At 46.1% G+C, this 21,480-nt stretch carries 20 protein-coding genes, 2 tRNA genes and 1 pseudogene; all 23 read left to right on the forward strand.

Features of this window, described 5'->3' with window-relative positions; all coding sequences use genetic code 11:
• Positions 1-10: 10 nt before the first annotated feature.
• Positions 11-880 carry a 4-(cytidine 5'-diphospho)-2-C-methyl-D-erythritol kinase gene (gene ispE, locus NSQ39_RS00315; protein ID WP_046131787.1) on the forward strand — a complete coding sequence of 290 codons (870 nt, stop codon included), beginning with the start codon at positions 11-13 and terminating at the stop codon, positions 878-880.
• 56 nt (positions 881-936) lie between these two features.
• Positions 937-1,787: pseudogene (gene purR / locus NSQ39_RS00320) on the forward strand (pur operon repressor); the annotation flags it as partial.
• Positions 1,788-2,165, forward strand: coding sequence for a 2-iminobutanoate/2-iminopropanoate deaminase (ridA, locus tag NSQ39_RS00325; protein ID WP_175077178.1), 378 nt, complete (start codon positions 1,788-1,790; stop codon positions 2,163-2,165).
• A gap of 179 nt (positions 2,166-2,344) precedes the next feature.
• On the forward strand, positions 2,345-2,638 hold the full coding sequence (gene spoVG, locus NSQ39_RS00330; protein WP_006640390.1) for a septation regulator SpoVG: 294 nt from the start codon (positions 2,345-2,347) through the stop codon (positions 2,636-2,638).
• Positions 2,639-2,954: 316 nt separating this feature from the next.
• On the forward strand, positions 2,955-4,325 hold the full coding sequence (gene glmU, locus NSQ39_RS00335) for a bifunctional UDP-N-acetylglucosamine diphosphorylase/glucosamine-1-phosphate N-acetyltransferase GlmU (RefSeq protein WP_175077179.1): 1,371 nt from the start codon (positions 2,955-2,957) through the stop codon (positions 4,323-4,325).
• A 21-nt stretch (positions 4,326-4,346) separates the two neighbouring features.
• Positions 4,347-5,300, forward strand: a complete 954-nt coding sequence (locus NSQ39_RS00340) for a ribose-phosphate diphosphokinase (protein ID WP_046131791.1) — start codon at positions 4,347-4,349, stop codon at positions 5,298-5,300.
• 80 nt (positions 5,301-5,380) lie between these two features.
• Entirely contained in the window at positions 5,381-6,007 is a 627-nt protein-coding gene (locus tag NSQ39_RS00345; protein WP_046131792.1) for a 50S ribosomal protein L25/general stress protein Ctc, read from the forward strand.
• A gap of 114 nt (positions 6,008-6,121) precedes the next feature.
• The gene (pth, locus tag NSQ39_RS00350; protein WP_046131793.1) at positions 6,122-6,688 is read left to right on the forward strand and encodes an aminoacyl-tRNA hydrolase; all 567 of its coding nucleotides are present in this window, start codon (positions 6,122-6,124) and stop codon (positions 6,686-6,688) included.
• Positions 6,689-6,745: 57 nt separating this feature from the next.
• Positions 6,746-6,976: an anti-sigma-F factor Fin family protein gene (locus NSQ39_RS00355; RefSeq protein ID WP_048355889.1), complete on the forward strand. Its 231-nt coding sequence runs from the start codon at positions 6,746-6,748 to the stop codon at positions 6,974-6,976.
• A gap of 64 nt (positions 6,977-7,040) precedes the next feature.
• Positions 7,041-10,574, forward strand: coding sequence for a transcription-repair coupling factor (mfd, locus tag NSQ39_RS00360; RefSeq protein ID WP_046131795.1), 3,534 nt, complete (start codon positions 7,041-7,043; stop codon positions 10,572-10,574).
• Positions 10,575-10,709: 135 nt separating this feature from the next.
• The gene (spoVT, locus tag NSQ39_RS00365) at positions 10,710-11,246 is read left to right on the forward strand and encodes a stage V sporulation protein T (protein ID WP_046131796.1); all 537 of its coding nucleotides are present in this window, start codon (positions 10,710-10,712) and stop codon (positions 11,244-11,246) included.
• Between the two features lie 177 nt (positions 11,247-11,423).
• Positions 11,424-12,983 (forward strand): putative polysaccharide biosynthesis protein, encoded by a 1,560-nt coding sequence (locus NSQ39_RS00370; protein WP_175077180.1) that lies wholly within the window; start codon positions 11,424-11,426, stop codon positions 12,981-12,983.
• A gap of 21 nt (positions 12,984-13,004) precedes the next feature.
• Positions 13,005-14,474, forward strand: a complete 1,470-nt coding sequence (gene mazG, locus NSQ39_RS00375; protein WP_175077181.1) for a nucleoside triphosphate pyrophosphohydrolase — start codon at positions 13,005-13,007, stop codon at positions 14,472-14,474.
• 5 nt (positions 14,475-14,479) lie between these two features.
• Positions 14,480-14,743: an RNA-binding S4 domain-containing protein gene (locus tag NSQ39_RS00380; RefSeq protein WP_046131799.1), complete on the forward strand. Its 264-nt coding sequence runs from the start codon at positions 14,480-14,482 to the stop codon at positions 14,741-14,743.
• Positions 14,744-14,818: 75 nt separating this feature from the next.
• Entirely contained in the window at positions 14,819-15,127 is a 309-nt protein-coding gene (gene yabP, locus NSQ39_RS00385; protein WP_046131800.1) for a sporulation protein YabP, read from the forward strand.
• Positions 15,124-15,750, forward strand: a complete 627-nt coding sequence (gene yabQ, locus NSQ39_RS00390; RefSeq protein ID WP_046131801.1) for a spore cortex biosynthesis protein YabQ — start codon at positions 15,124-15,126, stop codon at positions 15,748-15,750. Before yabP ends, yabQ begins: the two co-directional genes overlap by 4 nt.
• Positions 15,751-15,767: 17 nt before the next feature.
• A complete protein-coding gene (locus NSQ39_RS00395) occupies positions 15,768-16,145 on the forward strand; it encodes an FtsB family cell division protein (RefSeq protein ID WP_046131802.1) in 378 nt (125 codons plus the stop codon).
• Between the two features lie 79 nt (positions 16,146-16,224).
• On the forward strand, positions 16,225-16,611 hold the full coding sequence (locus NSQ39_RS00400; protein WP_006640405.1) for a S1 domain-containing RNA-binding protein: 387 nt from the start codon (positions 16,225-16,227) through the stop codon (positions 16,609-16,611).
• A 153-nt stretch (positions 16,612-16,764) separates the two neighbouring features.
• Positions 16,765-16,838, forward strand: a tRNA-Met gene (locus tag NSQ39_RS00405).
• Between the two features lie 10 nt (positions 16,839-16,848).
• A tRNA-Glu gene (locus NSQ39_RS00410) sits at positions 16,849-16,920 on the forward strand.
• 220 nt (positions 16,921-17,140) lie between these two features.
• Positions 17,141-19,630, forward strand: coding sequence for a stage II sporulation protein E (spoIIE, locus tag NSQ39_RS00415; protein WP_046131803.1), 2,490 nt, complete (start codon positions 17,141-17,143; stop codon positions 19,628-19,630).
• 71 nt (positions 19,631-19,701) lie between these two features.
• On the forward strand, positions 19,702-20,439 hold the full coding sequence (locus tag NSQ39_RS00420) for a VWA domain-containing protein (protein WP_046131804.1): 738 nt from the start codon (positions 19,702-19,704) through the stop codon (positions 20,437-20,439).
• Positions 20,405-21,442 carry a protein kinase domain-containing protein gene (locus NSQ39_RS00425; RefSeq protein ID WP_046131805.1) on the forward strand — a complete coding sequence of 346 codons (1,038 nt, stop codon included), beginning with the start codon at positions 20,405-20,407 and terminating at the stop codon, positions 21,440-21,442. Before NSQ39_RS00420 ends, NSQ39_RS00425 begins: the two co-directional genes overlap by 35 nt.
• The last annotated feature ends 38 nt before the right edge of the window (positions 21,443-21,480 follow it).

Raw genomic sequence — 21,480 nt, forward strand, 5'->3', positions numbered from 1 at the left:
TGAATTTGGATTGCGTATTTTAGAAAAGGCGCCGGCAAAAATCAATTTGTCGCTCGACGTCCTCGGCAAGCGTCCTGATGGTTACCATGAAGTGAAAATGGTCATGACGACGATTGACCTCGCAGATCGGGTCGAGCTATCGGAGCTATCAGAGGATAAGGTTACGGTTGCCTCCCACAACCGGTTTGTTCCGGATGACCAGAGGAACCTTGCTTATCAGGCGGCCATGCTGATGAAAAAACGATACGGCATTAAAAAAGGCGTTTCAATTTTGATCACGAAGGTCATTCCGGTAGCTGCGGGGCTTGCGGGCGGAAGCAGCGACGCAGCTGCCGTCCTGAGAGGCTTAAACCGCCTGTGGAATATGAAGCTTTCCGTGAATGAACTCGCTGATCTCGGCGCAGAGATCGGATCAGATGTATCGTTTTGCGTTCATGGGGGGACTGCTCTTGCAACGGGAAGGGGAGAGAAGATCCGCCACATTGAAACGCCGCCGCATTGCTGGGTCTTGCTTGCAAAACCGACGATCGGCGTATCGACCGCAGAAGTGTACAGGCAGCTCAAGATTGACAATATCGAACATCCGGATGTGCAAGGTATGATTTCGGCCATTGAGGAGAAAAATTTTCATAAGATGTGTGAAAAACTCGGGAATGTGCTTGAATCGGTTACATTAAATATGCATCCTGAAGTCGCAATGATTAAAAACCAAATGAAGCGCTTCGGAGCGGATGCGGTATTGATGAGCGGAAGCGGTCCGACAGTGTTTGGGCTTGTTCAGTATGAATCAAAAGTGCAACGTATATATAACGGGTTAAGAGGGTTTTGCGATCAGGTATATGCTGTGCGAATGATCGGGGAACAAAATGACCTTGATTAAATCCGTATGTTAAGTTATATTATTTTTAGAAATATTCGGATTTTGGAGGTAAGTGCATGAAGTTTCGTCGAAGCGGCAGATTGGTAGATCTGACGAATTATTTGTTGACCCATCCGCATGTCTTAGTGCCATTAACCTTCTTTTCAGAACGGTATCAATCTGCAAAATCGTCAATTAGTGAAGATTTAACCATTATTAAGCAAACCTTTGAGCAGCAGGGAATCGGAACGTTGCAGACGGTTCCCGGGGCGGCCGGAGGCGTTAAATATATTCCGAAGGTAAGGCTTGAGGAGGCGGAGGAATTTATCAGTGCACTCGGGAAGTCATTGATTGATTCGGAACGTATTTTGCCCGGGGGCTATTTATATTTGACGGATATTCTCGGAAAGCCGTCCGTGTTGACGAAGGTCGGCAAAATTTTTGCTTCCGCTTTTTCAGACAGGGAAATCGATGTCGTCATGACTGTGGCAACGAAAGGAATTCCCCTGGCGTACGCGGTCGCCAGCTATTTGGACGTGCCGACCGTTGTCGTCAGGAAGGATAATAAAGTGACTGAAGGGTCAACGGTCAGCATCAACTATGCCTCAGGTTCATCCAATCGCATACAGACGATGTCGCTTGCAAAGCGCAGCCTGCAGTCGGGATCGCACGTTTTAATCATAGACGATTTTATGAAAGCGGGCGGAACGATCAACGGCATGATCAATTTGCTGGATGAATTCAATGCGCATGTAGCGGGAATCGGAGTCCTCGTGGAGGCTCAGGGAGTAAAGGAACGGCTGGTTGACGAATATATGTCACTTCTTACCCTTTCGGAAATCGATATGAAGGAAAAAAACGTCGAAATCCAAAACGGAAATTTTAAAGCGTTTTTTAAAGAAAATGAATAAAGAATGGGGAGTTTGAGATGACAAAAGTTGTTCAGACAAAAGACGCGCCGGAAGCAATCGGACCGTATTCGCAGGGGATTATTGTCAATAACATGTTTTACAGCTCAGGGCAAATTCCTTTGACTCCGTCCGGCGAAATGGTAAACGGGGATATTACCGAACAGACGCACCAGGTGTTCCGCAATTTAAAAGCCGTCCTAAAGGAAGCGGGAGCTTCGCTTGAAACAGTCGTAAAAGCGACAGTGTTTTTGGCGGATATGAATCAATTTGCAGAGGTTAACGAGGTGTACGGCCAGTATTTCGATACGCATAAACCGGCGCGGTCATGCGTTGAGGTGGCTCGGCTGCCGAAAGATGCGCTCGTTGAAATAGAAGTTATTGCCTTTGTGAAATAGGATTTTTTTTAAAAAGATGATTTTGGTTTACAAGATCAACTTTTTTTGTTTGGTATTTGACAATTCTGTGTGTTTTTATTCCAATATTGCAAAAATATTTTTAAATATGCAGGAAAACAAAAAAAACCGTTGAATAGTTAAACTAATGTTTTTATATTGGGAAAAGGTGGTGAACTACTGTGGAAGTTACCGACGTAAGATTACGCCGCGTGAATACCGATGGTCGCATGAGAGCGATTGCATCCATCACGCTGGATCACGAATTTGTAGTCCATGACATTCGTGTAATTGATGGAAACAATGGTCTTTTCGTTGCGATGCCAAGTAAGCGTACACCTGATGGAGAGTTTCGTGATATCGCTCATCCAATCAACTCAAGCACCCGCGGAAAAATTCAGGACGCGGTGTTAAATGAATATCACCGTTTAGGTGAAGTTGAGGAAATAGAATATGAAGAAGCTGGAGCTTCTTAAAAAGAGGGCTTATGGAAGCCCTTTTTATTTTGCAAAAAAAATGATGGTATGATAACAAAATGACAATATATGGTTGATTGCAGCATATATCAGTAAATGGGGAAAAAGAACAGGCGAATATCGGCATTCCGACAAGAGCGGCCCAGGAACGGAAACTGCGGGGCATATGACGCACAGCAGGCGGGTTCCAAATATGATCAAAATCATCCATAATTTGTCTGGGCAATTTGCTGATTTCTCATTTGGGCTTGCTTGAAATCAACTCATATTTAAGATATATTTTTCTATGGATAATAGGGATAATGGAGGCCAATAAATGGATAAGCGGTTTGCAGTTGTATTAGCAGCTGGTCAAGGAACAAGAATGAAATCAAAGTTGTATAAAGTTCTTCATCCTGTTTGCGGAAAGCCGATGGTCGAGCATGTAGTCGATGAAGCTCTTAAGCTATCATTGGCCAAACTTGTCACAATTGTCGGGCACGGCGCGGAAGATGTCAAAAAGCAGCTCGGGGAAAAGAGCGAGTACGCTCTTCAGGCTGAACAGCTCGGCACGGCGCACGCTGTGAAGCAGGCCAAATCGATTCTTGCCGGCGAAAAAGGAACGACGATCGTGATTTGCGGGGATACGCCGCTGTTAACGGCTGAAACAATGGAAGCCATGCTCCGGGAGCATCAGGAAAAAGGGGCAAAGGTGACCATTTTAACGGCGATTGCAGAGGATCCGACAGGCTACGGGCGGATCATCCGCAATGAAAACGGAGATGTTGCGAAAATTGTCGAGCATAAAGATGCGACAGATGAGGAACGGCTTGTCAAAGAAATCAACACAGGCACCTACTGTTTTGATAATGAAGCTCTTTTCCGGACGATCGAGCAGGTGTCCAATGACAATGTCCAAGGGGAATACTACCTTCCTGACGTTATTGAAATCCTCAAAAATCAAGGTGAAACTGTTGCCGCTTATCAGACTGATAACTTCCAAGAAACGCTCGGAGTCAACGACAGAGTCGCTCTTTCTCAAGCTGAAAAGTACATGAAGCAGCGCATTAATAAACGCCATATGCAAAATGGCGTGAGCTTAATCGACCCCGATAACACGTATATTTCTCCGGAGGCCGTCATCGGCCGGGATACGGTCATTTATCCTGGAACCGTCATCAAAGGCCGGGTGGTGATCGGCGAGGATACGGTTATCGGCCAAAACTGCGAGCTGGAAAACAGTACGATCGGCAGCAGGACGGTCATTAAACAATCCGTGGTTGTAGACAGCGAAATCGGCGACGACGTAACGATCGGCCCGTTTGCCCATATCAGACCTGATTCGAAAATCGGCAATGAGGTCAGAATCGGAAATTTCGTAGAAGTGAAGAAAGCTGAATTCGGAGATCGAAGCAAAGCCTCTCATTTAAGCTACATAGGGGATGCGGAAATTGGTTCGGATGTGAATCTTGGCTGCGGTTCGATTACCGTTAATTATGATGGGAAAAATAAGTTCGTGACTAAGGTTGAAGACGGTGCTTTTGTCGGCTGCAACTCAAATCTGATTGCACCTGTTACGATCGGCAAGGGCGCCTACGTGGCAGCCGGTTCCACCATTACCGACGATGTACCAGGCCAAGCTTTGTCTATTGCCAGGGCAAGACAGGTCAACAAGGAAGACTACGTTAAGAATATACACAAAAAATAATCCTAAAATCGGAGGTTTACCATGTCTAATCAATATGAAGACGACAATTTGAAGATTTTTTCTTTAAACTCAAATCCGGATCTTGCGGCCGAAATCGCGGAGATCGTCGGAGTAGAGCTGGGAAAGTGTTCTGTTAAACGTTTTAGCGACGGTGAAGTGCAAATCAATATCGAAGAGAGCATCCGCGGCTGTGACTGCTATGTCATTCAATCGACGAGCGCTCCGGTTAACGAGAATATCATGGAGCTGTTGATTATGGTTGATGCATTGAAACGCGCGTCCGCTAAAACGATTAATATCGTGATGCCTTATTACGGCTATGCCCGTCAGGACAGAAAAGCGCGGGCCCGTGAGCCGATCACTGCTAAGCTGGTGGCGAATCTGCTTGAAACAGCCGGCGCTACCCGGGTGATCGCACTTGATTTGCATGCCCCGCAAATTCAAGGTTTCTTTGATATACCGATTGATCATTTAATGGGTGTTCCGATTTTAGGAAGTTATTTTGAACAGAAAAATTTGAATGATATTGTTATCGTATCTCCTGACCACGGCGGGGTTACGCGGGCGCGCAAGCTGGCCGACCGTCTCAAAGCGCCGATCGCAATTATCGACAAACGCCGTCCGAAGCCGAATGTGGCTGAAGTCATGAACATCATCGGACATATTGAAGGAAAAACCGCTATTTTAATCGATGATATCATCGATACAGCAGGAACGATCACGCTTGCGGCAAATGCGCTTGTCGAAAGCGGCGCATCCGAAGTATACGCCTGCTGCACGCATCCCGTCCTTTCAGGTCCGGCGATTGAAAGAATCAAAAACTCCAAAATTAAAGAGCTTGTCGTGACAAACAGCATCGAGCTTCCGGAAGAAAAGAAAATCGAGAAATTCAAGCAGCTTTCCGTTGCTCCGCTGCTCGCAGAAGCGATCATCCGCGTACACGAGAAGCAATCTGTCAGCTTCCTGTTCGATTAATTTGCTGATTCTGGTTTAAAGTTTTGTCGTTATGGGTATGGTTTTAGAAAAACCAATCTTACGATAGGATGGTGCTGGATATGGCAATCTTAAAAGCGGAAGAAAGAACAGGCTCCAAGCGCTCTTCTTTAAGAAAGATCCGGCTGTCGGGATTTGTGCCGGGTGTCGTATACGGAAAAGATTTAGAGAACAAGTCTGTTTCGCTGGATAGTGTCAAGCTTTTAAAAATTTTGCGCGATGAGGGAAAAAACACGATTATCAATCTGGATGTAAACGGTGAGCAGTACCCGGTCATGGTGACTGAAGTTCAGACGGATCCGTTGAAAGATTCGATTGTCCATGCCGATTTCAAGGTGGTTGATATGGAAGCCGAAATGGAAGCAGCCGTTCCCGTGAATCTGACGGGAGAAGCTGAAGGAATCAAGCAGGGAGGCGTCCTTCAGCAGCCGCTTTACGAGCTGTCTGTTACAGCCAAGCCGCAGAACATTCCCCAAGCCATTGAAGCGGACATTTCACACCTTGAAGTGAACGATGTATTAACTGTCGGCGATATCAGGCCGGCAGGCGATTATTCATTCAACCATGAACCGGATGAAGTCGTCGCATCCATACTCCCTCCTCAAAAGCAAGAGGAAACAGAAGCCGAATCAGCAGCCCAGGAAGTTGAGGAACCAGAAGAAAGCAATGAAGAGGAAAAAAATGAATAAATGCTTAAGACGTAATCCTCCCGCGGTTACGTCTTTTGTGCTAGAATGAGGGGAATTAAGGACGCTCCCCCTCATGGCTGGTGAGGAAGGGTTTTGATTAAGGGAGGAAATAGAATGCTTGTGTTTGCAGGTTTGGGCAACCCGGGTAAAACGTACGAAAATACGAGACACAACGTCGGTTTCATGGCGATTGACGAGCTTTCAAAGGAATGGGATATTGCCCTTGATAAAACAAAATTTCACGGACAGTACGGAATCGGATTTGTTTCCGGCAAAAAGGTTCTACTTGTTAAGCCGCTTACATATATGAACTTATCGGGAGAATGTTTGAGGCCTCTTTTGGACTACTATGAGGTCCCGATTGAAAATATGAAAGTGATTTATGATGATTTGGATCTTCCAACCGGAAAAATCCGTCTCAGGACAAAAGGAAGCGCCGGAGGGCACAACGGGATTAAATCGATGATTCAGCATCTTGGGACATCTGATTTTAACAGGATCAGAGTCGGGATCGGCCGTCCTGTAAACGGAATGAAAATCGTCGATTATGTCCTCGGCGCTTTTACGGACGAAGAGGAGCCGGCCATTCGGGAAGCCGTTCAAAAAACGGTTAAGGCCTGTGAAGCTTCTTTGGAAAAACCTTTTTTGGAAGTTATGAATGAATATAACGCAAAGGTATAAGCCGAACGGGAACGGATCATACTAGTCTTAAAAAGACTGGTTATTGGAGGTTCCTGTATGGCTTTGCATTATTACTGCCGCCATTGCGGCGTTAAAGTAGGAAGTCTTGACCATTCTTACGTCAACAGCAAACAATTGGGTTTTGACCACTTAACAAATGAGGAAAGAAACGATATGATTTCTTATATGGATAATGGGGATTTACACGTAAAGACGATATGTGAAGATTGTCAGGAAGCGTTAGAAAGAAATCCGGATTATCATCAATATCAGTCGTTTATTCAATAAAAAGCTTTGGTGTAGAAACTAGACCAAAGCATTTTTCTATTTGAGGAAGAGAGGAGGGGCTCATTTGAATAATATTCAATCCTTTATTACAAAAAGCGATGATTTTAAATCCATCGTCAACGGTTTGAACGAAGGGCTGAAAGAACAGCTGCTTGCGGGGCTCTCCGGATCTGCACGGTCATTATTTACAGCCGCTTTTTCAAAAGAAACAAACCGTCCGTTATTTTTGATTACGCATAACCTTTATCAAGCTCAAAAAATCACAGACGATTTAACAGGACTGATAAAAGATCAGTCTGTCCTTTTATATCCTGTCAATGAATTAATCTCATCCGAAATTGCGGTTGCGAGCCCTGAACTGCGTTCACAAAGGCTGGACGTTTTGAATAGGCTTTCAAGCGGTGAAACGCCGATCGTTGTTGCACCGGCGGCTGCCGTCAGAAGAATGCTGCCCCCTGTGGACATATGGAAAAGCAGCCAGATTCACTTAAAAACGGGGCGGGACATCGATCCGGAAAAGCTCATTCAAACCCTTGTCCAAATCGGATACGAACGTACCGATATGGTGGCTGCTCCTGGTGAATTCAGTATTCGCGGGGGCATTATCGACGTGTATTCATTGACTGAGGACAATCCGATCCGGATTGAGCTGTTTGATACCGAGATCGATTCCATCCGTACGTTCAGCTCAGATGACCAGCGTTCGTTGGAAACGCGCGATGAGGTGACGATCGGCCCCGCCAAAGAATTGATCGTGCGTGAAGAAGACCGGAAACGGGCTCTCGAGAAGCTGGAAAAAGGCCTTGCTGACAGCCTGAAAAAGCTGAAGCTTGATAAACAAAAAGAAATCCTCAATCAAAACATCGAGGAGGATAAAGAACGGCTTACAGAAGGCAACATCGGCCAGGAAATGGTTAAATACCTTTCGTATTTCTATGAAAAGCCTGCTAGTTTGCTAGATTATTTTCCGTCTCATACATTGCTTATTTTAGACGAAGTCAGCCGCATTCACGAAATGGAAGAACAGCTGCAAAAGGAAGAGGCCGAATGGATCACGAGCCTTCTTGAAGAAGGCAAGATTCTTCATGACATCTCAATGTCATTTCCTTTTCACAGCCTCATGGCAAAACAGCCCCGCCCGATTTTGTACTATTCGCTGTTTTTAAGGCATGTTCAGCATACAAGCCCGCAAAACATCGTGAATGTTTCCAGCAAACAAATGCAAAGTTTTCACGGGCAGATGAATGTGCTCAAAAACGAGATCGAACGGTTTAAAAAATCCAAATATACGACAGTTTTTCTCGGGGACAGCCGGGAACGCGCCGAAAAACTTGCATCCGTCCTGGAAGATTATGAGATAGAAGCTGCCCAAGCCGATGAAAATACAGCGCTCGCACAAGGCCAGATTTATATCATGGAAGGCGGCCTACAAACGGGCTTCGAGCTTCCATTGATGAAGCTTGCCGTCATCACGGAGGAAGAACTCTTTAAAAAGCGCGTGAAAAAGCAAGCGCGCAAACAAAAAATGACGAATGCGGAGAGAATTAAGAGCTACTCGGAGCTGCAAATCGGCGACTATGTCGTTCACGTCAACCACGGAATCGGTAAATATCTGGGTATTGAAACGCTTGAAATCAACGGAATCCACAAGGATTATTTAAATATTCACTACCAGGGAAGCGATAAGCTTTACGTGCCTGTCGATCAAATTGACCAGGTGCAGAAATACGTCGGTTCGGAAGGAAAAGAACCAAAGCTGTACAAATTGGGAGGAAGCGAGTGGAAGCGGGTCAAGAAAAAGGTGGAATCGTCCGTTCAAGATATCGCTGACGACTTGATCAAGCTTTATGCAGAGCGGGAAGCGAGCAAAGGATACGCGTTTTCTCCCGATCACGAAATGCAGCGCGAATTTGAAGCGGCTTTTCCTTATCAGGAAACTGAGGATCAGCTCAGATCGATTCACGAAATTAAAAAAGATATGGAAAGAGAACGCCCGATGGATCGGCTGCTTTGCGGCGATGTCGGCTACGGCAAGACGGAGGTGGCCATCAGAGCCGCTTTTAAAGCAGTCGCTGACGGCAAGCAGGTTGCCATCCTTGTGCCGACCACGATTTTAGCCCAGCAGCATTATGAAACGATATTGGAGCGTTTTCAAGATTATCCGGTCACAATCGGCCTGCTCAGCCGCTTCCGCACGCGGAAAGAATCGTCTGAAACGATCAAAGGCTTGAAAAACGGCACGGTCGATATCGTGATCGGAACCCACAGGCTTTTATCAAAGGATGTCGTGTACAAGGATCTCGGTTTGCTCATCATTGATGAGGAACAAAGGTTCGGTGTTACGCATAAAGAAAAAATCAAACGGATTAAAGCGAATGTCGACGTTTTGACTTTAACGGCGACACCGATACCGAGAACCCTTCATATGTCCATGCTCGGCGTCAGGGATTTGTCGGTCATCGAAACGCCTCCGGAAAACCGTTTTCCTGTTCAGACGTATGTTGTCGAATACAACGGCGCCTTGGTAAGGGAAGCGATCGAGCGCGAGCTTGCCAGGGGAGGACAGGTATACTTTCTGTACAACCGCGTCGAGGACATCGAAAGAAAAGCAGAGGAAATTTCGATGCTTGTCCCTGATGCAAAGGTGACGTATGCCCACGGCAAAATGACGGAAAATGAACTCGAATCCGTCATGCTCAACTTTTTAGAGGGAGAATCCGATGTTCTCGTCAGTACGACGATTATCGAGACAGGCGTCGATATTCCGAACGTCAATACGTTGATCGTGCATGACGCCGACAAAATGGGGCTTTCACAGCTTTATCAGCTAAGGGGACGCGTCGGACGCTCCAACCGGGTCGCATATGCTTACTTTACGTATCGAAAAGACAAAGTTCTGACCGAAGTGGCGGAAAAAAGGCTTCAGGCTATTAAAGAATTTACAGAACTTGGATCAGGCTTTAAAATCGCCATGCGCGACTTGACGATCCGCGGAGCCGGAAACCTGCTCGGTGCACAGCAGCACGGCTTCATTGATTCCGTCGGCTTTGATTTATACTCGCAAATGCTCAAGGAAGCGATCGAAGCGCGCAAGGGAGACACGGCGCAAATCGAACGCTTTGAGCCGGAAATCGATTTGGAGCTTGACGCCTATATTCCGCAATCGTATGTCACGGACGGCAAGCAGAAAATAGATATGTATAAACGCTTCAGAGCCATTGGAACGATTGAAGAAAAAGATGAGCTTCAAGATGAAATGATCGACCGCTTTGGCGAATATCCGAAGGAAGTTGAATATTTATTTGCCATCGCGGAAATGAAAGTATACGCCATAAAAGAGCGCGTCGAGCTGATCAAACAGGATAAAGACGCCGTCAGACTGACGATCGACGAGAAGGCGAGCGCCGAGATTGACGGACAAAAGCTGTTTGAGCTTGGCAGCAAATACGGCAGGCAGATCGGCCTCGGGATGGAAGGCAAAAAGCTGAAAATCTCGATACAAGTTAAAAACCGCAAGCCGGAAGAATGGCTCGAAACATTGCTGGATATTCTCAAAGGACTGGAAAACGTCAAGAAACAAACGATCGCTTCATCGTAAAAATTTGTTGTTTCTCACGTATATTACATTTGATGTGACGGATACTAAAATCAATCAAGAGTGGAGAGTGTTAGTAAATACACAGCTCTGTTTTATCCACCAGATATATCATCAAATGAAAGAGAGGCAGCACAGATGAAAGCAACTGGTATCGTACGTCGAATTGATGATTTGGGGCGGGTCGTCATTCCCAAAGAAATAAGAAGAACACTACGCATTCGCGAAGGAGACCCTCTGGAGATTTTTGTCGACCGCGATGGCGAGGTTATTTTAAAAAAATATTCTCCTATCAGCGAACTTGGAGATTTTGCGAAGGAGTACGCAGACGCCCTTTATGACAGCATGGGCCATTCCGTCTTGATTTGCGACAGGGATGTGTTTATTGCTGTGTCAGGAAGCTCTAAAAAAGACTATTTAAATAAATCGATCAGCGATATGGTTGAAAAAGCAATGGATCAGCGCAACTCTGTCCTGGAAGGGGATGCGAAAACGATTCAGCTTATTGATGGGATTGACGAGGAAGTCGCTTCATATACAATTGGTCCGATCGTTGCGAACGGTGATCCGATCGGAGCCGTTGTCATTTTTTCAAAAGACCAGTCGATTGGTGAAGTGGAACATAAGGCAGTTGAAACTGCCGCAGGTTTTTTAGCGCGCCAAATGGAACAATAGGTCTCATTCCTTTTCCTTTGTCATTCCTGATAAAGCGGAATGCCGAAACAACCAACTGGAACAGCACACCTTCGGGCTGTTCTTTTTTTAATTAAAGGTGAATAATGCGGGATGTGGTATAATAAGCTCGTTTCGTTGTGTTTTTCTAAAGAGAAACACATTGAAAGGAGCTTGCAGATGAGCTTTTCAAACGTCCAAAGCAGACGGCTTTGGCAAGGCGCCTTTGTGTTATCATTGGCGGGAATTCTATCGAAAATATTGAGCGCTGTCTACAGAGTGCCATTTCAAAACATAGTGGGAGATGTCGGTTTTTATATTTTTCAGCAAGTGTATCCGATGATTGGGATTTCGGTAATGCTTGCGACATCAGGCTTTCCCGTTATTATCTCGAAGCTTTTGAATGATTTTGGAGCAGGAAGCCAAACAAAAATTCTTCGCGTATCCATGCTGTTTATATCCGTCGTCGGCATTAGCTTTTTTCTTCTCCTTTTTAACGGAGCGAAAGGAATTGCCGGTCTGATGGGCGATCCAGGCCTCGCCGAGGTTATTCGCGCCGTCTCGTATTCATATTTGCTGCTTCCGTTCGTCTCTTTATTCCGGGGATATTTTCAAGGAAACGAGCTCATGCTGCCGACGGCATTTTCTCAAATCGGAGAACAAATGTTCCGTGTTGCTGCGATTCTCTATTTTACATGGTGGCTGATCAAGAATGGCCATTCTTTATATGACGCCGGTGCCGGGGCTGCCTTTGGATCTCTGGTCGGAGGCCTTACGGCGTTTTTGATATTGGCGGTGTTTTGGGTCAAGGGGGAAAGGAATCTGCCTGACGTACGGGCCGGTATCAGCACGACGGCCATTTTAAAACAGCTTTGCCTGTATACGGTCGCCATCTGTGTCACAAGTCTTATGATGATTCTCATCCAGCTTGTAGATGCGCTGAACTTATATTCCCTGCTTGCCGGTCAAGGCATCGGTGAGGTTGAGGCGAAGCACACAAAAGGCGTTTATGACAGGGGACAGCCGCTCCTGCAGCTTGGAACCGTTTTTGCGGCGAGCATTTCGACGGCTCTCGTCCCGTCCCTTACGAAAGCGAAGAAACAGCAGGAGATGACGGAAGTTCGGGAAAAAACGCGGTATTCCTTAAAAATGAGCCTGGTCATCGGAATCGGGGCAGCGGCAGGTCTCATTTGCATTTTGGAACCGGTGAACACCATGCTGTTTAAAAACAGCGAGGGAACGGCGTCGCTTCAAATCTTCAGCGTGTCGATCTTTTTTGCATCGCTTGCCATGACGATAACCGCCGTTTTGCAGGGTCTCGGAGATACCTTTTTTCCGGCTGCCTCCGTTTTATCAGGATTTTTCCTCAAGGCTGTTCTGAATGTGATGCTGATTCCCGCCTTCGGGATCTCCGGAGCAGCATCAGCGACTGTGATGTCGTTTGCAGCTGTTGCGGGACTCAACCTTTTCCGTCTGAACAGGAAGGGCCTGTTCAAGCTTTCGGTTTATAGAATTGCCGGAATGGCCGTCTCCGCCTTGATCATGTCTGCCGTATTATTGATTTGGCTGTACGCGTTTGAAGCAGTGATCCCGCAAGAAAGCAGATGGGTATCGGCGGTTGAAAGCATGACTGCCGTTTTCATCGGCGGGGGAGCCTATTTGTTCAGCATCTTAAAATGTCGCGTGTTTACGGAGAAAGAACTTGAGCTTGTGCCTTTTGTAAGCAAGCTGTTGAGATAAAAAAAGAAAGGGGCGGCGAACATGGCAGGTAAAATAACCGTTATCGGCCTCGGGGCGGGCGACATGAACCAGTTAACCCTCGGCGTTTACAAACGTCTTACCCGGGCAGAGACGCTTTATGTCAGGACGAAAGACCATCCTTTAATAGAAGAGTTGAAAAACGAAATACCGAAGATTCATTTCTTTGATGATGTGTATGAAAAGCACGACCAATTTGAAGAGGTGTACGAGGAAATCGCTGAGGCGCTTTTTCGGGAGGCGCAGCACCAGGACGTGCTTTACGCCGTGCCGGGACATCCGTTTGTAGCCGAAAAAACCGTTCAGCTTTTGCTTGATAAACAACATCTTCATCAGGTTGAGGTAGCGGTGGAGGGGGGCCACAGTTTTCTTGATGCGACGTTCAACGCCCTGAAGATCGACCCGATCGAAGGATTCCAATTCGTTGACGCCGTCGGATTTTCGGCAGACGAAATCGAGCTTCGGCATCATTTGATCATTTGCCAGGTCTATGATCAAATGACGGCTTCGGAGGTGAAGCTTACATTGATGGAGAAGCTTCCCGTCGATTATGAAGTCGTCATTGTAACGGCGGCCGGAAGCAGCATGGAAGAGATCCGAAGGGTGCCTCTTTATGAGCTGGATAGGAGTGTCGGCATCACCAATTTGACGAGCGTTTATGTTCCGCCCGTCAAAGACGAAGCTTTGCTGTATCAAGAATTTTCGGCTTTCCGCCGCGTTATCCGGGAATTGCGCGGGCCTGAGGGCTGTCCTTGGGACCGGAAACAAACTCACCAATCGCTGAAAAAATACTTAATAGAAGAATGCTATGAAGTGCTTGAAGCGATCGATGAAGATGATCCGGACCATCTCGCTGAAGAACTCGGAGATGTCCTGCTGCAAGTTCTTCTCCATGCGCAGATTGGAGAAGACGACGGCCTTTTTACCATCGACGATGTTATTTTCGGCATTACCGAAAAAATGATCAGAAGACATCCGCATGTCTTCGGAGATATCTCTGTACGCAATGAGGCTGACGTCATGGCGAACTGGGAAGAGATTAAAAAACAAGAAAAACAGGAAGTTGAAAAATCGATTCTTGACGGCATTCCGAAGCCGCTGCCGGCTCTCTCAAGAGCAAACCAGCTTCAGAAAAAGGCCGCTAAGGTCGGGTTTGACTGGTCTGACGTGAAAGATATGTGGAACAAAGTCAATGAAGAAATGAAAGAATTTTCTTTCGAAGTGTCCGAAGCCGAATCTCACAGCGAGAAAATGAAGGAAGAATTCGGCGACCTTTTATTTGCCCTCGTCAACATCGGCCGCTACTATAAAATTGAACCCGAAGAAGCGCTTGCGATGACCAACTCCAAGTTTTACAGACGGTTCACGTATATTGAACAATCGGCCAAGCGTTCCGATAAAGATCTTGAAAGCATGACGCTGGAGGAAATGGACGAACTTTGGAATAAAGCGAAAGACATGGAAAGGGGATGATAGCCATGAGGCTTGACAAATTTCTCAAAGTATCAAGACTGATTAAAAGGCGCACACTGGCAAAAGAAGTGGCTGATCAGGGCAGGATCACGATCAACGGCCACCAGGCGAAAGCGAGCACTGACGTAAAAGAAGGAGACGAGCTAGAGGTCCGCTTCGGCCAGAAACTTGTAACCGTTAAAGTAAATGAATTGAAGGATACGACGAAAAAGGAAGAAGCGGCAAATATGTACACCGTGCTGAAAGAGGAAAAACTCGGAGGAGAATAGGCTTGTTCTAAAAAAATCCCCTCTCTCATACAATGCAGTAACGAATCTAAGTATGAGGATATGGGGGATGAATCGATGAGTTTATATTACGATCAGCACAACCCTTCCGGCGGGTCATCTGTTCCTGAACATAACGTGATGATGAAAGGCCGCAAGCTGTTAGATATTTCCGGTGTCAAACAGGTCGAGAGTTTTGACAATGAGGAGTTTTTGCTTGATACCGTCATGGGGATGCTTGCGGTCAGAGGCGAAAACTTACAGATGAAGAATCTGGATGTAGAAAAAGGCGTTGTTTCCATTAAAGGAAGAGTGCTTGATCTCGTCTATTTGGATGAGCAGCAAGGGGAGAAAGCTAAAGGATTTTTTAGCAAGTTGTTTAAATGACGCTGACCACACAGTTCTACACGATGCTGGCCATGGCCGGAATGGGGACATGGCTGGGCGCTTCCCTTGATACTTACACTCGTTTTGTGGTTCGCCCGAAAACGGCAAGGTGGCTCTTGTTCATTCACGACCTGCTGTTTTGGATGGTACAAGGTCTCCTGTTTTTCTACGTTCTCCTTAGCGTGAATGAAGGCGAATTCCGCACCTATATTTTTTTAGCCGTCCTTTTAGGTTTTGCCGCATATCAAAGCCTTTTTAAGCGAGTCTACATCAAAATCCTGGAATGGACGATCGCGTTCTTCGTCTTCATCTACAGAATGCTCACAAAAATGATGCAGATGATGCTGTTCCGTCCCGTAGTGTGGACGATTCATGCCATTTTTGCGATTGTTCTGTTAACGTTGAAATATATCTATGTTCTTTTTCGATTTTTTGCGGTATGTTTATATAAGATTATAAAAATTGCCGGTTACCCGCTCTATTTTATTATCCGCCAATGCTTCAGGCTCCTTCCTGTCCGCATTAGGCAGGCATTGAAGCGCTTTTTTCAAAAGGGAGCAGGAATTTTCAAAAAAGGAAAGAAACTATTCATAACAATCAAAACGAAATTTTCGAAAAAGTGAAGGGAGGCCGTCTGATATTGAACGATTTTAAGAAACGCAATATATCTCAGATACAGAATGAGTATAAAGAACAAATGGAACGGAAACAGCAGTATTTAAAAAGAAAAAGACGCGGTCTATACAGACGGTTGACGGTGTTTGGAGCTGTCGTGCTGCTGGCGGCGATCGTGTTTGCCGGGTCGCTATGGTCGCAGGCGTCCGATATCAATGCAAAGGAAGCGAAAAAAGCGCAGCTTTTGAAAGAATTGGATAAGCTGGAAGCAAAAAAATCCGATCTGAAGGATGAGATTGTCAAGCTGAAGGACGAGGACTACGTCGCTGAGCTTGCCAGAAAGGATTACTACCTGTCAAAGAACGGCGAGATCATCTTCAAGTTTGACGAGAAGAGCAAGTAGCCTTGTTGACACTTAATTTTTTCTTTATGTATAATTAAACAAATGATCTTTTTTAAGTCTAAGGAGGAGCACTTTTTTTATGTCGATTGAAGTTGGCAGCAAGTTGCAAGGGAAAGTAACAGGTATTACAAATTTTGGAGCGTTTGTTGAATTGCCTGGAGGATCAACAGGTCTTGTTCATATTAGTGAAGTCGCCGATAATTACGTGAAGGACATTAATGATCATCTGAAGGTCGGAGATCAAGTAGAAGTGAAAGTCATCAACGTAGAAAAAGATGGAAAGATCGGCTTGTCCATCAAAAAGGCTGTAGACCGTCCTCAATCAAGACCTAGAAATGATTTCCGCTCTAAAGAAACGTTTGAACAGAAAATGAATAAGTTCTTGAAAGATAGTGAAGATCGCTTATCGTCTCTAAAACGCAACACGGAATCAAAACGTGGAGGGCGCGGAGCAAGAAGAGGTTAACTTGCTGCTTTCTATATAAACGAAAGGCATTCGTCTTATCCCAACGGATGCCTTTTTATTTTTTGGAAAAAATTTTATTCAATTTTCTATTGACGGAGCGAATAAACCTTTGTATTATAGAACTTGTGCGTTAAAAGAACAAATTGAATACATGGCGGTGTAGCTCAGCTGGCTAGAGCGTACGGTTCATACCCGTGAGGTCGGGGGTTCGATCCCCTCCGCCGCTACTTTTATGAAGGCCCGTTGGTCAAGTGGTTAAGACACCGCCCTTTCACGGCGGTAACACGGGTTCGAATCCCGTACGGGTCATCGCGAAAACCGGTTTCACATGGAAACCGGTTTTTTTGTTGCTTAAAAGATAGCTGAATCTGCAAAATAGCAAGAATGAACTCGACTTACCAAGAGAGATTGAAGCTTTCTACAGAAACCGTCGAAGAGTTCTTTCGAATCGTTACCTTCTTTTGACAAAATCCTATTTCATCTTTCGTTATAATGGCAAGCAATGAATAATCCAGTGGGAGATGAGAGCATGGAAAAAGCGGAAAGAAGAGTTAACAGCCCGATGGCGGGGCCTCTTGTTCAAAAAATGTATGCATGGTTCGGCAAAATGACAAAGCTCATGATGCAGCACTTGTATTCGCTCTTTTTTTATAAAGGGCTGATTTATATGGTCATCGGTTTTTTATTGGGACGAGCCTTCATTTTGTCAGAGGTGATTCCCTTTGCTCTTCCATTTTTCGGAGCAATGCTTTTGATCAAAAAGGACAAGTCCCTCATGGCATGTCTGGCGCTGCTGGCGGGCGCATTAAGCATATCCCCGCAGCATTCCCTGTTCGTTCTCGCGGCGCTTGTATCATTTGCGGTATGCTCAAAAATGACCTCTCTTATTATAAAAGACCGTGTCAGGACATTGCCTGTCGTCGTTTTTTTGGCGATGGCGCTGACAAGGTGCGGCTTTGTTTACGCTCAATACGGAACGGTCTCAGGCTATCATTACATTATGGCGTTTGTCGAAGCCGGATTATCGTTTATTTTAACGCTGATTTTTTTGCAAAGCCTGCCGATCGTTACATCTAAACGGGCGAAGCATTCATTGAAAATCGAAGAGATCATTTGCTTTATGATTTTAATTGCATCTGTTCTCACCGGGCTTACGGGGGTTTCGTTTCAAGGCATGCAGGCTGAACTGATATTGGCCCGCTATGTCGTGCTAACTTTCTCGTTTATCGGCGGAGCCAGCATCGGCTGTACAGTAGGGGTTGTGACCGGGCTGATTCTCAGCCTCTCGAATATCGGAAACCTATACCAGATGAGCCTGCTCGCCTTTTCCGGACTGCTCGGCGGCCTGCTGAAAGAGGGGAAAAAAGCGGGAGCGGCGGTCGGCCTGCTGATCGGCTCTTTGCTGATTTCCCTTTACGGCGGGGGCTCGGCCGAGCTTGTACCGACGCTGTATGAATCGCTGATCGCGATCGGGCTGTTTCTGCTAACACCCCAGTCGATTACAAAAAAAGTGGCCAAGCATATTCCGGGAACGACGGAGCATGCGCAGGAGCAGCAGCAATACGCGAGAAAAATCCGCGATGTCACGGCTCAAAAAGTTGATCAGTTTTCAAGCGTATTTCATGCTTTATCTGACAGTTTTTCTACCTTTTACCATACCGTTTCAGAGGATGAAGTGAAAGAGAAGGAAATCGATTTGTTTTTAAGCGCCGTGACGGAACATTCCTGTCAATCATGCTATAAGAAAAATAAATGCTGGGTGCAGAACTTTGATAAAACATATGATTTAATGAAGCGGGTTATGCAAGAAACGGAAGAAAAGCAATATTATAAAAACCGCAAGCTGAAAAAAGAATTTCACCAGCACTGTTCAAAATCAAAACAGGTTGAAGCGTTGATAGAGGACGAGCTGACTCATTTTAGAGCCAATCAGGCTTTAAAACAAAAGGTTGATGACAGCAGGCGGCTTGTTGCCGAGCAGCTTCTCGGCGTTTCTCAGGTGATGGCCGACTTTTCTCGGGAAATAAAAAGGGAAAGGGAACAGCATTTCATCCAGGAAGAACAAATCAGGGAAGCGCTCCAGCATTTCGGCGTTGAAATTCAGCAAGTTGAAATTTACTGCCTTGATCAAGGAAACATTGACATCGAAATGAGCATTCCGTTTTGCAACGGGCACGGGGAATGCGAAAAAATCATTGCGCCGATGCTTTCCGATATTCTTGAAGAGCAAATTATCGTCAAGGCAGAACAATGTGCCGGCCATCCAAACGGATACTGCCATGTCGCCTTCGGCTCAGCGAAATCGTACCGCGTGACAACGGGTGCAGCCCATGCGGCAAAAGGCGGCGGCCTTGTCTCCGGCGACAGCTACAATATGATGGAACTCGGAGCCGGCAAGTATGCCGCGGCCATCAGCGACGGCATGGGAAACGGCGCAAGAGCGCACTTTGAAAGCAATGAGACGATTAAGCTTCTGGAGAAAATCCTTCAGTCGGGCATTGACGAAAAAGTCGCGATTAAGACGATAAACAGCATCCTGTCGTTAAGAACGACCGACGAAATTTACTCGACGCTGGATTTATCGATCATCGACCTCCAGGATGCAAGCTGCAAGTTTTTAAAAATCGGTTCAACGCCGAGCTTTATTAAGAGAGCGGATCAAATCATCAAAGTCCAGGCGAGCAATTTGCCGATCGGCATTATTTCCGAGTTTGACGTTGACGTCGTCAGCGAACAGCTAAAAGCCGGTGACATTTTGATCATGATGAGCGACGGCATTTTTGAAGGACCGAGGCATGTGGAAAACCACGATCTCTGGATGAAAAGGAAGTTGAAGTCGCTCAAAACCGAAGACCCTCAGGAAATCGCAGATTTAATCATGGAAGAGGTGATCCGGACGAGATCGGGGCTCATCGAGGACGATATGACGGTGATCGTCATCAGAATAGACCATAATACGCCGAAGTGGGCTTCAATTCCTGCACCTGCTTTTTTTCAAAAGAACCAAGAGATTTCTTAGCATTCGTATAAATCAGATTTCTTCTGGCGATGATGGAATTAAATAGATATCTTTGTCCAGGAGGAATCGCAATGAAAAAGGGGCACTTAAATCAAATCCTGCTGATTACCGACGGCTGTTCAAACCGCGGTGAAGATCCGCAGGCCATGGCAGCCTTTGCAAAAGAGCAGGGAATAACCGTGAATGTCATCGGAATTATGGAAGAGAATACAATGGATCAAGAAGCAATGAAGGAAGTCGAAGGCATCGCACTCGCCGGAGGCGGCGTTCATCAGGTGGTGTATGCGTCACAGCTGTCACAGACGGTGCAGATGGTCACGAAAAAAGCAATGACCCAAACACTCCAAGGCGTTGTGAACAATGAGCTCAAACAGATTCTCGGAAAACATGCAGAAATGGATGAACTGCCTCCGGATAAACGCGGCGAGGTTATGGAGGTCGTTGATGAACTTGGAGAAACCGTTCATTTACACGTCCTTGTGCTTGTCGACACGAGCGCCAGCATGAACCCGAAGCTGCCGACGGTCAAAGAGGCTTTAATCGATCTGTCCATCAGTCTGAATTCCCGGATCGGCGAAAACGAATTTGCGATGTTTATATTTCCCGGGAAAAAACAAGAGGTCGAACTCGTGCTTGATTGGACGCCAAAGTTTGAATCCCTTTCCTCAATATTTTCGAAGCTTGCCGCCGGGGGCATTACGCCGACAGGGCCGGCAATCCGGGAAGCGATTCAGCATTTTAAAAAAATCGGCTCGAGAAGGAGCATGTTAGAAGATGATGAAAGACGCTTCAACGAGTTTGGCGGGTAATCTAAAGCCGGGTTCAACCATTGTTGGAAAGTGGAACAATCATTCCTATAAGATCATCAGACAGCTTGGAAAAGGGGCTAATGGCGTTGTTTATCTGGCCGATTCCAAAGGAGGCCGCGTGGCGTTGAAAGTAAGCGAAGACAGCCTATCGATTACCTCGGAAGTGAATGTTCTCAAATCTTTCTCAAAGGCCCAGGCAAGAGCAATGGGGCCTTCTTTTTTTGACGTGGACGATATGCATGTATCCGGCACCGGCAAAAAACTTTCATTTTATGTCATGGAATATATAGAGGGTCCGCTTCTTTTGCGTTATATCGCCGAAAAAGGGGAAGAGTGGATTCCTGTATTGATCAGCCAGCTTCTGTCCAATTTATCCATCATCCATCGCGAAGGGTGGGTATTTGGAGATTTAAAACCTGAAAATCTGATCGTAACGGGGTCCCCCGCAAGAATCCGCTGCATCGATGTCGGGGGAACGACAAAGAAAGGCCGGGCAATAAAGGAATACACCGAGTTTTTTGACAGGGGGTATTGGGCGTGCGGGACACGTAAGGCCGAACCTTCGTATGATTTGTTTTCCGTTGCGATGATCATGATAAATTGCGCGGTGAAAAAAGAATTCAAAAAAACCGGAAATCCGATGGGCCAGCTTCTTTCAGTCATCGACAGCCATCCGTTTTTAAAAGCATACAAAACGGTTCTGGTATCGGCTTTTAAAGGAGCATACAAAACGGCTGATGACATGAAGAAGGGCCTGCTTGAGGCCGGCCGCCCCGACGGCAGCGAAAGCCGGCGTTCATCAAGAACCGGATATGCTTCTTCTGTGTCGGCTCCGCCGAATGGCGCGGCACAAAGGAGACCGGCCGTGTCGCGTCAGCAGATGAGAAGCGGCCGTAAACTGAAAAGGAAGAGCCGGAAATCCGGGGGCATCTTTGAAACATTGCTGATTGTCGTCAGCGTCCTCGCTCTCTATTTTGCGTATATCGTCCTCTTTTTTATGTGAGCAGATGATCCGGCGATAGCTCTTCTTTGCAGGGAATG

Origin of the sequence: Bacillus sp. FSL W8-0848 (assembly GCF_038007805.1) — a bacterium.
Classification (GTDB): Bacteria; Bacillota; Bacilli; order Bacillales; family Bacillaceae; genus Bacillus; species Bacillus glycinifermentans.

What these genes read in the sequence shown, in the direction of transcription:
- ridA (WP_175077178.1), top strand. Translation starts at nt 1,788, where the DNA reads ATGACAAAAGTTGTTCAGACAAAAGACGCGCCGGAAGCAATCGGACCG.
- glmU (WP_175077179.1), top strand. Translation starts at nt 2,955, where the DNA reads ATGGATAAGCGGTTTGCAGTTGTATTAGCAGCTGGTCAAGGAACAAGA.
- NSQ39_RS00340 (WP_046131791.1), top strand. Translation starts at nt 4,347, where the DNA reads ATGTCTAATCAATATGAAGACGACAATTTGAAGATTTTTTCTTTAAAC.
- NSQ39_RS00345 (WP_046131792.1), top strand. Translation starts at nt 5,381, where the DNA reads ATGGCAATCTTAAAAGCGGAAGAAAGAACAGGCTCCAAGCGCTCTTCT.
- pth (WP_046131793.1), top strand. Translation starts at nt 6,122, where the DNA reads ATGCTTGTGTTTGCAGGTTTGGGCAACCCGGGTAAAACGTACGAAAAT.
- NSQ39_RS00355 (WP_048355889.1), top strand. Translation starts at nt 6,746, where the DNA reads ATGGCTTTGCATTATTACTGCCGCCATTGCGGCGTTAAAGTAGGAAGT.
- spoVT (WP_046131796.1), top strand. Translation starts at nt 10,710, where the DNA reads ATGAAAGCAACTGGTATCGTACGTCGAATTGATGATTTGGGGCGGGTC.
- NSQ39_RS00370 (WP_175077180.1), top strand. Translation starts at nt 11,424, where the DNA reads ATGAGCTTTTCAAACGTCCAAAGCAGACGGCTTTGGCAAGGCGCCTTT.
- mazG (WP_175077181.1), top strand. Translation starts at nt 13,005, where the DNA reads ATGGCAGGTAAAATAACCGTTATCGGCCTCGGGGCGGGCGACATGAAC.
- NSQ39_RS00380 (WP_046131799.1), top strand. Translation starts at nt 14,480, where the DNA reads ATGAGGCTTGACAAATTTCTCAAAGTATCAAGACTGATTAAAAGGCGC.
- yabP (WP_046131800.1), top strand. Translation starts at nt 14,819, where the DNA reads ATGAGTTTATATTACGATCAGCACAACCCTTCCGGCGGGTCATCTGTT.
- yabQ (WP_046131801.1), top strand. Translation starts at nt 15,124, where the DNA reads ATGACGCTGACCACACAGTTCTACACGATGCTGGCCATGGCCGGAATG.
- NSQ39_RS00400 (WP_006640405.1), top strand. Translation starts at nt 16,225, where the DNA reads ATGTCGATTGAAGTTGGCAGCAAGTTGCAAGGGAAAGTAACAGGTATT.
- spoIIE (WP_046131803.1), top strand. Translation starts at nt 17,141, where the DNA reads ATGGAAAAAGCGGAAAGAAGAGTTAACAGCCCGATGGCGGGGCCTCTT.
- NSQ39_RS00420 (WP_046131804.1), top strand. Translation starts at nt 19,702, where the DNA reads ATGAAAAAGGGGCACTTAAATCAAATCCTGCTGATTACCGACGGCTGT.
- NSQ39_RS00425 (WP_046131805.1), top strand. Translation starts at nt 20,405, where the DNA reads ATGATGAAAGACGCTTCAACGAGTTTGGCGGGTAATCTAAAGCCGGGT.